The organism is Hydrogenimonas sp. (assembly GCF_029932565.1).
In the GTDB taxonomy this organism is placed as follows: Bacteria; Campylobacterota; Campylobacteria; order Campylobacterales; family Hydrogenimonadaceae; genus Hydrogenimonas.
In genome coordinates this window covers 1-12,740 of record NZ_JAOZPV010000005.1, presented here as the reverse complement: position 1 = coordinate 12,740, position 12,740 = coordinate 1, and the positions used below count along the sequence as shown (strand labels likewise).

The following is a 12,740-nucleotide window of genomic DNA, read 5'->3' as shown; positions in this document are numbered from 1 at the left end:
ATCGGTCAGCTCCGTGTCACACGCAGTATCTCTTCAAGGGTTGTCACCCCTTTCATCACCTTCTCGATACCATTTTCGATCATAGGACTGTAGACCTTCTGTTCACTCGCGATCTTTGCGATCTCCAGCTTGGTCGCCCCTTCCGATATTTTTTGGGCCACCGTTTCGTCGACCCGCAGAATTTCGACGATAAGCGTTCTGCCGATGTATCCTGTCATCTCGCACTGGGGGCATCCCGCTCCTTTATAAAATGTCGGATGCGGAGGCAGCCATTTCTCCACCTTTTGTATCAGGTCGTGATGCGGTTTGATCTCACTTTTGCAATAGGGACAGATTTTCCTGACGAGCCGCTGTGCAACGATCGCGATCAGGGCATCCGCGATCAGATAGGGTTCCAGTCCCATCTGCATCATGCGGCTGATGGCGCTCGGTGCATCGTTGGTATGGAGAGTGGAGAAGACAAGATGGCCTGTCAGCGACGCCTGCGCAGCCGCATTGAGCGTTTCGAAATCCCGTATCTCACCCACCATGATGATATCGGGATCCTGACGCAAAAACGACTTGAGTGCTTCGGCGAACGTGAAGCCGATCTTTTCGTTGACTTGGACCTGTTGAATAAGCGGAAGCTGGTACTCCACCGGGTCTTCGATCGTCAACACTTTGTTTTCGATACTTTTGACCTCGTTGAGGGCGGCATAGAGAGTCGTCGTCTTACCACTTCCGGTCGGACCTGTCAGAAGAACGATACCGTACGGCTGATGGATCACGTCCTGAAACGTCTTGAGATTTTCATCTTCGAAACCGAGCTCCGACATTTTGAGCAGAACCTTCTGCTGGTCCAGGATACGCATAACGATCGATTCGCCATGCAGTGTCGGTGTCGTCGAAAGTCTGAAATCATACTCCTTGCCGTCGATGATCAGCATAAAACGGCCATCCTGCGAACGGCGCCGTTCCGATATATCGAGATTTCCAAGAATTTTGATACGTGATGCAAGTGCGGTATAGATTTCCAGATCAAAAATGAACGTTTCGTGCAATACACCATCCACACGTGCCCGAATCGAGACATCGTGATCGTCCGGTTCGATATGCAGATCACTGGCATTGCGCAGGACCGCATCGCGGATAATGAGCCGAATCAGCTTGAGAACGGCACTCTCTTCACTCTCGTTTTTGATTCCATGCTGTTTGATCTCGCGCTTGACCTCTTCGACGATCGATTTGGTGTTGTGGATGATTTCGAGGCGTTGGAAGATGTGGAAAATATCCCCTTTCATCGCCATATAGAGTTTGAGAGGTTTGCTGACGACCGACCGCTCGAGTATCTCCAGAGCATCGTAATTCAACGGATCCGCCGTGGCGACATAGATGTATTCCTCATCCTCTTTGAATGGCACGGCCCACGCATTTTTCAGTACCTGTATCGGAAACCGTCCAAGCAGTTTGAAATCGAGTTCCACCCCGTAGAGATCGATAAACTCCAGATGGAGCTGCTCCGCCAACTGTTCGGCGATCTCTCTTTCGGTCACGAACCCCTCGTCGATCAGAATCTCGCCCAGTTTTTTCGAAAAGTTGCTCTCTTTCTGCATACGGAGGGCATGGTGCAGCTCCTCGTCGGCAATCAATCCCTTCTCGACCAGCAAATCTCCCAGACGTATTGTCTGCCGTATCATCTCTTTTCCTCCTCGGCACCGACTCCGATTTTTCCGAATGCCCCCATTGCCATATTCACTCTTTACTCCATGTCAGAAGAAGCGTTCTCGCTTTGGGAGAGTCCTTGTAGTCGAGGTAGAGTCTCAAAATACGCGATGCACGCTCTTTTCTGCCCAACGCATACTCCGATTTCGCATAAAGGATCCATGCCTCTTCATCGTCCCGGTCGAGAAGATTGGCTTTGCGTGCCCAGAGGGAAGCATTCTCAAAATCACCCTTTTCATAGTGTATCTGTGCAATCTTCAGTGCCGTCGCATAACGCGGATATTTGTCGAACTGCCTGACAAGTGCATCGAGATCGGTTACATCTTTCACTTCGATCACCGGTTTGATATGCGGTTCGGCGGCATCCTTTCTCCTTTCCGAAAAGAGAATCGTCTCCTCGTTTGCCGACTTCATTTGTTTTGGTGCAACTGTTTTCAATCTCTCTTTTTGTTGAGTCTGTTTCAGCTTTTCAGGTCTTTTTGAAGATCGTTCGGCGCCCGCCGACATCGTTCTCTCCGCTTTGTTGAGGAGAATCAGTTCCTGTTTGACGAACGTTCCCTCTTTTTTTGCAGTTTCTTCACCTTTTTTGGCTCTCTTCATATCGGTTTTCGGCTTCGAAATCGGCTGTTCAGGAACAGGTCGGGATACCGGCCTCGCAGAGACACCATCCATTGAAACCGGAGTAACCGATGAAATCTCCATATAAACCACACCGCCGCCGATCACGAGCAGGGCGGTTATCAAGAGTGCAATGCGTTTGAACACGAGTTTTCTTTTACGCTTTTTGCATCGAGTCAGCAGCGTTTCGAATCGATTATGCATCCAGTAGCTCCAGATCGATCGCCGCCATATCGAGCAGACAGGGATTGGGCCTGGAAAATTTCCGCATCCCGTTGGCTTTGGCATGATCCATCAATTCGAAAAGTACCTGCATCATTCGCTTGATATGCCGAAAGTTCCCTCCCGTATAGCGGTGGATACGTTTGATCGACTTGGCATCGATCATCTCGGCGACTCCCGTCATCTCCTCCTTCGCAAGAAGGGTACGGATATACTCACCCACCTCCCCGCCCGAGAGTGTCCCGATTTCGACAACCCTGTGACTTCGTGATTTGAAGTGCGGTTTCGCCAAAATCTCCTCACCCTCCGCCTTATGCATCGAAAGCAGAATACGAAACGACTTCGTATCGGCCAGAATCCTCAAAAACTCCAGCGACGGTTCGCTCATCAGCTGCGCTTCGTCGATCATGATCAAATGTTCATGTTGACCGAAATGTTCTATTGCCCGCTCTTTCAATTCGTCGAGTGTTCCCTCCCTGGAGAGACCACTCTCTTTCAATAGCCTCTGCAAAAAAGGGTGCGGATCGAAAAAGGGTTCATTCAGATGTACGACGAGACGCTCATCGCCCTTCTCGCGCAGCGCCGCTTTGAGCGTATGCAGCATCTTCGTCTTCCCGACACCCGGCTCACCGAGCAGAAAAAGAAGTTTGCGCTCCGGTTCGTCGACGAGAGAGAGAAGGGTCGTTTTCGAGATTTCGGCACTGGTTGCATCGAAATAGTCGTCCCGGTCGACCCGGTCTTCAAAAAGTCGGGATGCTTTTTGAAAATCACGCATCTAGTCCACTCCCATCTGAAGCGCTTCATCGATAGATGGCACGGCGGTACCGTCGACAATTTTCGGTGTGATGACGACGATCAGTTCGATCTTCTGCACCTCTGTGCCTGTATGGTGGAATGCGCGCCCAAGAAGCGGAATGTCTCCAAGAAGCGGCACCTTGGTATTGGAGTGGATCACACGCTTACTGATCAATCCTCCGATTACAACCTTGTGTCCGTTTTTGACTTTGACGATCGACGTAAGCTGCTTGATTTTGACATCCGGAGGCATCTGGCGTATCGTCGAATCGCTTCCCGGGTCGGTCGGATCGATGGGCAGAAAATCTCCTTCATCCGACCGCATATTGTAATCGAGCCCTTCGTTTTGCTGAATCGGTTCGCTGAAAACAGGGTTGATTTTGAGAATAATGAAGCCGTCATCCGTCACTTCCGGTACGATATTGAGTGTCAGACCGACGAAGACCGAACCGATCGTATAGGTATTCGTCCCGACGGGATTGCCGGTCGTCGTGGTCGTAATGGCTCCGGTCTGGTATTTGTAGTTGACCTGGTCACCCACATTGATAACGGCAGGCTGGTTGTTGAGTGTCATCACTTTCGGATTGGAGATCGTGTTGACATCGCCATAGTGCTGAAGAAAATTGAGGAGACCATCCATCGTAAACTGATATCCGAGTTTATAGCCATCGGGGAAAAGGAAGGCGCCCCCCTTACGCGCCAGACCGCGGAGTTTCAGATCGAAACGGCTCCAGTCGACGCCCGTCGTATTTTTGTCGGCATAACGCAACTCGATGAGACTCGCTTCGAGCATGATCTGTTTGTGCAGGCGTCCCGTCACGTGATCGATATACTCCTCGACCCGCTCGATTTGCCGTTTCGTGCCTGTAACCGTGACAATACCGGCCTCTTTGTTGATCAACGATTTGCTTTTGATCGTATGGCTGTCTTCATCACGCTGCAAAATCGCGTCGATCTGCTCTTTGAAATTGTCCCAGAATTTGAACTCCGTCACCGTTTTGATCGTCGTGTAATCCGAATTGTCGCCGCCATTTTCATTATTATAGCCCGTACCTCCCACGTTCCCCGTATTGTATCCGCCGCCGTATGCCCCGTAATTGTCATTGTTGTTATTCGATGCCCCGACCGTGATCGACTTGATCGACTCGGTTTTCAGTTCACTCAGATTGACATAGTCGATATGAAACGATTTCGTTTCGATGTAGGAGATGGAGAGAAGGCGACGCTGCGGATCGTACCGATAGAACATATTGTGTTCGTCAAAGAGGAACGAAAACATCTCGTTCAGCGTATAGTCTCGGATATGGACCAGTGTCAGCGGTGTGCGTACCACTTTTTTTGCCTCTTCATCCGTGAACATGACGCTGAATTCACAGGTGTCGGCAAGATTCTGCACAATGTCAAGTATCGTGATTCTGCCATTCTGGCTGCTGGTTGAAAATGAAAAGAGTTTGTTTTGACAATCGACCGACCCATAAAGCATGAGTGCCGAAAAAACGAGTGCGGCTATAATCCGTTTCATTGTTCTGGTTCCTTGACTTTCAATAATCTCTTTTTCTCTCTCATCGGCAGAAAAAGGGTGCGGTTATGTGCCTTCAGCACGATACCGCGGCTCCGTATTCCAACGACCTTGTACTCTCCGATTCTATCGCCGGAACGTACCCATCTGCCATTGACAAAAGCACGGTCGTTCATAATCGCGGTAATTCTCAGCGTGATTGGTTTCGGTTTGCGTTTCACCGCTTTGGCCTGCCTGATCAGAGGTTCGGCCCGCCTGAACGGATCGTATATGGTATAGTCCGGCGTCTGCGGCAGCTGCCACTCTCCAAGTTTTTCAAACTTTTTCGCAATGGATGCAACATCGACAGGTGCAGCTGCAAGCAGTGTCGTATAGAGTACCGATATGACAATGGCCATACAGTTTCTCATAATTTCGCTCCATAGCTGAGAAGATCGATGCGGAAAAGCGTTTCGCCCGTTTCAGCAAGCCATATTTTCATGTGTTCGACTTTGAGCAATGCATTGAAGCTTTCGATAAACTGAATCAGTTTCACAATATCCGCGAACCGCCCTTCTCCTTCGATATGGACCGCCTTTTTTTTCTCGATGAGCGGCATCACCTCTCCGTTGATCTCAACACTTTCGATCAGATCGATTCGCAATCCCAGATCGACCGAACGTTTCAAAACACGATCCAGCATGTCGAGAAAACTCTTCTGCTCAAACCAGATAAAATCGAGCTGTCTGGCACGACTCTGCAGATACCGCTTGGCGGCTTCCGCCTCACGGAGATCCTCCTGCAGTTTCAGCCGTTCCCGTTTGACCTGTTCGAGTTTCGTACTGATACGCCTCAGATTGACACGTGCAATCTGCTGTTGAATCTGATCACAACGGATCGACGATGCCTCGATCTCTTCATTGAGCGGATCGATCCACAGATACCACCCCATCGCCACGATCATGACGGCAGCACCCACTGTCACGGCCAATCGCTTGATCGGAGAAAAGGATTCGAACTGATTTTCCGTATCGCGAAGAAGACTCATCGTACGATCTCCACACCGCTTTGGTAGACATCTTCATCGAGTCGGATCGCCCGTGTCCCGACACTGCTGTATCCCTTGTCGACCAACTCCTTCATGAATTTCGCGATCCTGTCACGTTTGGCATAGCTCGTCAAAATATCCACCCGCATCGTTTTCGAACCATTCTGCTCCATCGAGGTCGCCGAAAGATGATACTTCTCCAGTGCCCTGTCCACATCACGCATCATCGCCTGCCGCTTCGCTTTGGAAGCCTTGATCAGCATCATCGTATCCGCCGCTTCGTCAAATGCCATCAGCTCCAGCTCTCTCTCTTCCAGTTTTTTTGCCGTTTTATCCCGAAGATCCCTCTCCTCTTTCAGTTTCTGGCTGAAATATTTCGACTTCTGTTTCAGGGTGTCGAGCTGTTTCTGAAGATTGGTTATCCTTGCCTGCAGCGTTTCAAATTTGATCTCGTTGAAAATTCCCATACCTGCCGTAAGCAATACCGCGGCGGAAACAACCGTGATAAAACGTCCGGTATGTGTCTGGAAAAAAGCGGGACGTTTTTCGAAAATGGTCAGATTCGGTGCTTCGATTTTTCCCTCGGAAGCCGCAAAAATATAGAGTGCCTCGATACCTTTATGCTGCATGGAGGGCTCAAGTGTTTCGCAACAGCTGAGTGTACCCTTGCGGCTCGTTTCAAAACCGTATCCGTCGAAAATCTCCCACAGGCCCGGAATTGTCTGCTGCTCGAAGTCGATCAGAAGTGTATCCACCTTCCCTATTCCGAAGATACCGCGTTTATGGTTGACCGCCTGTGAAACACGTTCGACAATACCGGTAAAGGATGCCTCTATCGTCTCGATCAGAAGTGTTTCGTCCGCTCCATATTTCTCTTTCTCCAATCCCCGTTTTCGAAGTGCGTCTTTCAGTGCTTCGACACTGACCTCCGCCTTGAGTGCAATCGATTCAAGCGAAGGAAGTCTTCGGTGTGTGATATAACGTCCCTCTTTGCAAAGCACTGCATACGAGGTTTCATCCCCGAGATAGAGAAAGAGTTCGACGGCACTGCTGTCCGCTTTATCGAACAGATAGAGTGCTTCGTAGATCAGGTAGGGGATCGCCAGCAGATCGATATGTCCGGTAACCCGCAGAGCAGGATCATACCGTTGATGAAGATGGTCATGCTCCACGGCAAATGCTTCGACCAGCCAGGAGGATTCAAAATCGAGGGGATATTTGATGAATGCAATGGCGTACTCTTTCTCGAGATCGAGTCCTCCCTCTTCGAACATCGTGATCTCTACGATCGTTGCAAGCTTCTCTTCGCTTGTGCCCAAAGGAATTTTGAAGGTATGCGAATGAACCAGATCGACCGGCAATACCGTACCGCAATATCCTTTTTTTGCATGCCTCGATTCTGCCGCTACAAATTGGTTGCCATCGAATCGGAGAAGACTCTTCTCCTCATCCGAACAAATAAAGACCGCGTGTTTTCCCATCCCTTTTCCGTTTTTATCATTTAATCGATCGTCACATACCCGCTCAGCGGATAGAGTTTCAGACTGTAACTCCGTTTTCCGTCAGTTACATTAATATCGGCCGCATCATGCAGGAGTGAAACGAGGCTGAAATCGCCATCGTGAGGCCTGCCGCTCACATCAAAGCAAATAACGTTCCCTGACATTCCTGCCAAGCGTATCTGTGTATGTTTATGCAACCGGTACGCACCCGCTTTTGCAATATTTCCTTCGATTCCGGCTCTGTCGACTGTTATACACCCGATATTGTCTCCGCGAAATGTGCCGTCGAAATTTCGTTGATCGTAACCGACCGCCTCATAACGTGTTTTCATGATTTTGGCCCGTATGAATTTCGCGTCGTTAAGAAGATGCTGCGGCCGGTAGAGCGAAGTTCCCACTGCCCCGAGAATACCGATGAGCAGAATGACGAAAATCAATTCGATCAATGTAAAGGCCCGCAAATATCTCACATGGATCTTCATGGTCGTTGAAGGCTCCTTCGTACGAGTCTGACCGGATGGACAACTTTGGGATGGTCCGGATTGGTTGTCACGACCGTTTCCATCATGACCATGCCGTGCGACTCTTCGGTACCGATGGGATAGCCGAGCGATCCGCATCGGGCAAGATCGCCGCTTCCCTGCATCAGATAATAGTGTGTAATATTGATGTCGGCGACAAATTTGCCATCCCGCGACATCACCTGCAGATGGTCAAGGCAGCCGCTGCTTCTGTCATGACCGCTGATCTGCAGCATCGCGATCTCGACAGCACTTTGCAAAAAGAGTTCCGCCTGTTCCCGAATATAGCTGTCGGCGGTATGGACGGTTCCGATTCTGGCATAGCGCATCGCGACGGCCATGATCCCTCCGACGATCAGAATGATGATGATCGCCTGCCAGATCCCGAATGCGGACCGCATTCGGGATGGAAGAAGTCGAAACAACAACGGTTTACAAGGAGCATGTTCCATCATCAAAACACCACCTTCTGCTTGGAGATATGCACAGGAGTGGAACCGCGGATCGGGCGCACCATATCGATACTGAGACGGATCGTGTAATTGACCAGTTCGGCACGAAATCCTGTCACATTCCGCCCCAGTACGGTAACCCGTCCGGACTGTCCGCTTCCATTGGGATCGGCACAGAAGGTTTCCGCTCTCCACGGACGATAGTCGTAAAAGAGAAGCAGCGTATCGTTATCCAGGTTCAAACCGAGATCACGAATACACTGGGCATTTTTGTCGATCTCCCCGCCCCGGGCCACGCCGTAGGCCGTATCGACGAGATAATATTTTTCGTATACAAAACTCGGAGAGCCCTGGAGTGTGATATTTCCGTCGGCATCCATGCCGATGGCAAAAATTTCACCGGCTCCCCCGCCATGCCAGCCAAACGTATTTGGAAAATCGAGGTGCCCCGATATGCCCGTATCGAATGTTCCCGCAAACACAAGGCGGATCGAATCGTTGGCAAACATATCACTCGATAGAGCAAATTTCAACGCTTCTGTCGCATTGACTTTCAAACCGTTGCTGTTTGGTGAGATCAGCGTATTGGAAAGAGTGTCACTGGCATTCATATCGATAAAACCGCTGTAGTCCCGGCGGACAAGAGACTCCTCCGCCACACCGAGCCACTCCAATACCGGTTTGGGCACCGCAAGCTCTCCGAGAGGCTGGAAGGTTGCATCGGCAGTGTCGTAGCCGATGACCGATGCCGGTACCCGGCTGTAGAGCAGCATACTCAACTGATCGAGCACGACCTGCGAATCGAGAGAGAGCTCGGTCACGGCCTGCGCTTTGACGCTTCGAATATAGAGGGCGTTCAACGCTTTGAAGGTGCCGAGAGCCAGAATGCCGGTAATGACGATGACCATAATGATCTCGATCAGCGTGAACGCCCGTTTCACCGCCATGCCCTTTTATTGACATAGACCTGTCCGATATTGACCGAATGGTAGAAGATCGATGTGGAGAAGGGGGCTTTTTTTCTGCCGGGTGCATTGGATACGGTGACATTGATCTCCTTGACATTCGTGGATCCGGATGCGGGAGAGAGCACCGAAAGATCCACACTGTTCCCCGGAGCGGGATCGGCCAGATAGCGCACGCCCACGTCCAGCCGATATTTCGCCCCCGCCGGTGTCGCCGTCTCGACACGGTACCCGTCATAGTCGTCGATATCGTTGAAAAAGGCATCTTCACGCCCCGGCGCTGACGAAGCATTCATCGGTACAACACTGTTGTCGATGCAGTTGCGCGACCCTTTGAAGCCTCCGATCCGGTAGAAACCGGTAGTCGTATCGCATGTGTAGGAACTATGGCCCGAGGAGACACTCAGAATTTGGTCCATTTTCGTATTCTCCTCGTCCCACGGCAGATGGATGACGATACCCATCAGCGCCATCGCATTGTAGAGTGCATCCTCTTTGACGATCGTTTCGAAACTCTTGTTGGTCACAAATACAATTTTCGGTACGACCATAAAGACCAGTCCCACGATGACCATCGTGATAATCAACTCGATCAGAGTCACTCCCCGCCTCATCGGAAAACCTTGACTCCGTGTTTACGTCGATAGGTCACGTTTGTATCGAGAGATCCGGCATCGAAATCGGACCCGTTGAAATCTCCACTTTGTACCCGTCGGCCGCCTCCCGGACGATCGAACCGATAGTTGAAACAGGGATGAACCATACAGTCGCTACCGGGTGTGTACGCATAATCGCCGCCAAACCCTTTCGGAACATACCAGAGCCACGGATCGATATTCAGATGGATCACACGGGTTTTCGCAACGTTTTCCGTCGTATTGATCTCCATTGTCAGCGTGCCGCTGCCGAATCTCTCGTATTGCATGACCATATTCGCATCCGCCGCACTGCCGAGCTGCACATCCGCCGTGGCGTTGGCCTCGATGATGTGACCATTCATCCGACTGCGATGCTTTTCGTTACGATACCAGTAGAGCGAATTCTGACGGAAACCCGCAACATAGGCAGGCGTGTATCTGTCGAATACTTCGAAATCGACAATGTTCTCGACACTCGGTTCGGTCGTTCGGATATCTTCCGCACGCAGCCTGCCATAATAAAAGAGTGCACCGCCGGAGAAATTTGACAACAGATTGCCGACGACCCCGGGAAAAATCGAATCCTGTACCGCAACCGTGATATTCCCTTCGCTTCCCAGTACCGCAAACGGATCGATCGGCGAATCGTAGAGCCGAGCGTAATTGAAAGCCACATCCGAATAGGTCAGAACCGCGTTGCCCGAAACGAAACCGAGATCGACACCTGTCTGCGGCTGTGGTTCACCCATGATATTGGGAGCGGAGTGCCGATCGGGCAGTTGCAAAAGCGGTGCGATATCGACAGGGTCGGCAAAGAGACGATCCATGGGATTGCTGAAGTTCATCATCACCCCATCGTTTTCTCCCCGTGCCGAAACATCGATATTCAATCCGCGCAGCCAGGCACTCATCGTCAAATCATTCGAGAGATAGGTGAAACCGTTGGCCGTATCGTTGTCCTCCATCACGGGGGTCGACGAAAAAGTTACATTGAAATGGTGGGGTATGAACCGGACATCGAGTACGCCATAGATTGTCCGGTTCGACTCGGGGGTGTCGTCCGCATCGATAGCCGTCCATTGGGTATCGTTGAGTTCCAGCGAGACGATCGCCACATCGTCGAAACTGAGATTGTAGTCGGCTATGCCGTCGGCAAAGGAGGAGAGCGACTGATTCAGAGTGCCGGCCAGAGAAGTGTTGGTTTCACCGTTCTTCATCTTGAGCCGATAGATGAGAGAGAGTGTCGTGTTGTACTCTCTGGCAACATTGCCATGGGTATCGAGCGCTTCGATACCGTTTGGAAACTGATAGGGGTGTTCCGATGTCAAATTCGCATCCTCTCCGGGTTGTACAAATACGATTTTGAGAGGGCGGACGGAAAATGCGTCACTGGATGTCGATGCATTCTCCTCCTGTTGAAGCGGGCAGCTTTCATTGACATCCTGTTTCCAGTGCAAATCGGCCAAAACCGACCGGGCACCACCAACCGCATGGTCGATAGTGAAGAGAAGATCCGTACTGTTTCGATCCTGCCAATGGAGTGTGTTCCATGGCGTCAGTGGGGTATCCCGGTCGTCTTTCAGACGAATGCAGATTGTTCCATCGAAATTTTCAAGTCCGTCATTGGTTTCATTGAGCGATGCCACCTGGAGAGAAAACGGTTCGTTCACGAGTTTGGTCGAAATGTTCCGATCGTCAATCGATCGCCCGGTATCCCAGGCATCGAAACGGTACTGCTCCACTACGGGATTGCTGCAGTCCGGGCAGTTTCTGTATGTTCCATCGTAGGAGTGATGGGTGCGCTCATTCTCGTAGATGCGCAGAATCTCTTCATGCGTCAATGCATAATCAACAATTTTGACTTCATCGAGAAGCCCCTTGAACACTTTGTTTTGATTGGGATAGTGAAGATCGCCGATGTAGAGATCCGACGCGTAGTTCGCCAGGATATCGCTCCCCTCTCTCGCCGCTTTGTCAAACCGGCCGTCAATATAGACTTTTACACGCTCGTTTGGCGGCGAGAACCCATCATAGACAACGGCCAGATGGGTCCACTTTCCACGTTGAATAAAAGCCTGTGTAGCAAAACGGTCATTATTGCCATCGATATCGATGTAGAGTCTCGCCCTGTCGTATTCACCGTCTCCGTCATCGTCGGCCATCTGGTGACCATTCCAGAAAAAAATGCCGTACGACTCATTGCTTCCAGCACTTCTGCGTTTGGAAATGACGCCCCGGGCATTGCTTCCGTTGGTCTGTCTCAGCTCTACCGGATTCATCCAGAGCGTTATTGTCAGTTGACGCGTTCCATCCAGTTTATCAGAATCGGGCACTTTGATCATGTCATCCACGCCATCCAGCGCCGCCGACATACAGAGTGCTCCCGAGGCGGTCGAGACACCGTTAAGCGCCGTTCCGTTATGCTCGTATCCACTGCTGTCTTCGACCTCTCCCTGATAACCGCTGAAACCGCATACATCCATCCGATAATCGGCAACCGGGCATATCGGGCATACCGCCATTGGCAGGCTATCGTAATATTTCCCGTGGAGTTGGTTCCTGAGAATATCTTCGATATCCCCCTGCTGCAAAACTTTTCTAAACACCATCACTTTGTCGAGCCAACCATCGAATGAATATTTTTTGTTGCCCCTGCTATATTTGACACCGCCAATGAAGACATCGTTGTCGCTTTCGACAAGATCGATAGTATAGGATTTTTGAACATGCTCCAGCAGGGTCCCGTTACGATCATAGAGGTAGATATGTTTTCTCTTGTT

General features: G+C 50.7%; 12 protein-coding genes. All 12 read right to left on the bottom strand.

Annotated features, from left to right (window positions below):
• Positions 1-5: 5 nt before the first annotated feature.
• On the bottom strand, positions 6-1,676 hold the full coding sequence (locus Q1K24_RS01445) for a GspE/PulE family protein (RefSeq protein ID WP_300364892.1): 1,671 nt from the start codon (positions 1,674-1,676) through the stop codon (positions 6-8).
• 55 nt (positions 1,677-1,731) lie between these two features.
• Positions 1,732-2,523, bottom strand: coding sequence for a hypothetical protein (locus Q1K24_RS01440; RefSeq protein WP_300364890.1), 792 nt, complete (start codon positions 2,521-2,523; stop codon positions 1,732-1,734).
• On the bottom strand, positions 2,516-3,316 hold the full coding sequence (locus Q1K24_RS01435; protein ID WP_300364888.1) for an ATP-binding protein: 801 nt from the start codon (positions 3,314-3,316) through the stop codon (positions 2,516-2,518). The genes Q1K24_RS01440 and Q1K24_RS01435 overlap by 8 nt, the downstream gene beginning before the upstream one ends.
• Positions 3,317-4,858, bottom strand: coding sequence for a pilus (MSHA type) biogenesis protein MshL (locus tag Q1K24_RS01430; protein ID WP_300364886.1), 1,542 nt, complete (start codon positions 4,856-4,858; stop codon positions 3,317-3,319).
• Entirely contained in the window at positions 4,855-5,265 is a 411-nt protein-coding gene (locus Q1K24_RS01425) for a hypothetical protein (protein WP_300364884.1), read from the bottom strand. Before Q1K24_RS01425 ends, Q1K24_RS01430 begins: the two co-directional genes overlap by 4 nt.
• Positions 5,262-5,882, bottom strand: coding sequence for a hypothetical protein (locus Q1K24_RS01420; protein WP_300364882.1), 621 nt, complete (start codon positions 5,880-5,882; stop codon positions 5,262-5,264). The genes Q1K24_RS01425 and Q1K24_RS01420 overlap by 4 nt, the downstream gene beginning before the upstream one ends.
• Positions 5,879-7,363 (bottom strand): OmpH family outer membrane protein, encoded by a 1,485-nt coding sequence (locus Q1K24_RS01415; protein ID WP_300364880.1) that lies wholly within the window; start codon positions 7,361-7,363, stop codon positions 5,879-5,881. The genes Q1K24_RS01420 and Q1K24_RS01415 overlap by 4 nt, the downstream gene beginning before the upstream one ends.
• 20 nt (positions 7,364-7,383) lie before the next feature.
• Positions 7,384-7,854, bottom strand: coding sequence for a Tfp pilus assembly protein FimT/FimU (locus tag Q1K24_RS01410; protein ID WP_300364878.1), 471 nt, complete (start codon positions 7,852-7,854; stop codon positions 7,384-7,386).
• Positions 7,855-7,862: 8 nt separating this feature from the next.
• The gene (locus Q1K24_RS01405) at positions 7,863-8,360 is read right to left on the bottom strand and encodes a hypothetical protein (RefSeq protein WP_300364876.1); all 498 of its coding nucleotides are present in this window, start codon (positions 8,358-8,360) and stop codon (positions 7,863-7,865) included.
• On the bottom strand, positions 8,360-9,298 hold the full coding sequence (locus tag Q1K24_RS01400) for a type II secretion system protein (RefSeq protein WP_300364874.1): 939 nt from the start codon (positions 9,296-9,298) through the stop codon (positions 8,360-8,362). The genes Q1K24_RS01405 and Q1K24_RS01400 overlap by 1 nt, the downstream gene beginning before the upstream one ends.
• On the bottom strand, positions 9,295-9,936 hold the full coding sequence (locus Q1K24_RS01395; RefSeq protein ID WP_300364872.1) for a type II secretion system protein: 642 nt from the start codon (positions 9,934-9,936) through the stop codon (positions 9,295-9,297). The genes Q1K24_RS01400 and Q1K24_RS01395 overlap by 4 nt, the downstream gene beginning before the upstream one ends.
• On the bottom strand, positions 9,933-12,740 hold a 2,808-nt coding region (locus tag Q1K24_RS01390), incomplete at its 5' end, for a LamG domain-containing protein (protein ID WP_300364870.1). The genes Q1K24_RS01395 and Q1K24_RS01390, both read right to left, overlap by 4 nt.

Coding starts and splice junctions, on each gene's coding strand:
- Q1K24_RS01445 (WP_300364892.1), bottom strand. CDS start 1,676: ATGATACGGCAGACAATACGTCTGGGAGATTTGCTGGTCGAGAAGGGA.
- Q1K24_RS01405 (WP_300364876.1), bottom strand. CDS start 8,360: ATGATGGAACATGCTCCTTGTAAACCGTTGTTGTTTCGACTTCTTCCA.
- Q1K24_RS01440 (WP_300364890.1), bottom strand. CDS start 2,523: ATGCATAATCGATTCGAAACGCTGCTGACTCGATGCAAAAAGCGTAAA.
- Q1K24_RS01420 (WP_300364882.1), bottom strand. CDS start 5,882: ATGAGTCTTCTTCGCGATACGGAAAATCAGTTCGAATCCTTTTCTCCG.
- Q1K24_RS01395 (WP_300364872.1), bottom strand. CDS start 9,936: ATGAGGCGGGGAGTGACTCTGATCGAGTTGATTATCACGATGGTCATC.
- Q1K24_RS01415 (WP_300364880.1), bottom strand. CDS start 7,363: ATGGGAAAACACGCGGTCTTTATTTGTTCGGATGAGGAGAAGAGTCTT.
- Q1K24_RS01435 (WP_300364888.1), bottom strand. CDS start 3,316: ATGCGTGATTTTCAAAAAGCATCCCGACTTTTTGAAGACCGGGTCGAC.
- Q1K24_RS01430 (WP_300364886.1), bottom strand. CDS start 4,858: ATGAAACGGATTATAGCCGCACTCGTTTTTTCGGCACTCATGCTTTAT.
- Q1K24_RS01425 (WP_300364884.1), bottom strand. CDS start 5,265: ATGAGAAACTGTATGGCCATTGTCATATCGGTACTCTATACGACACTG.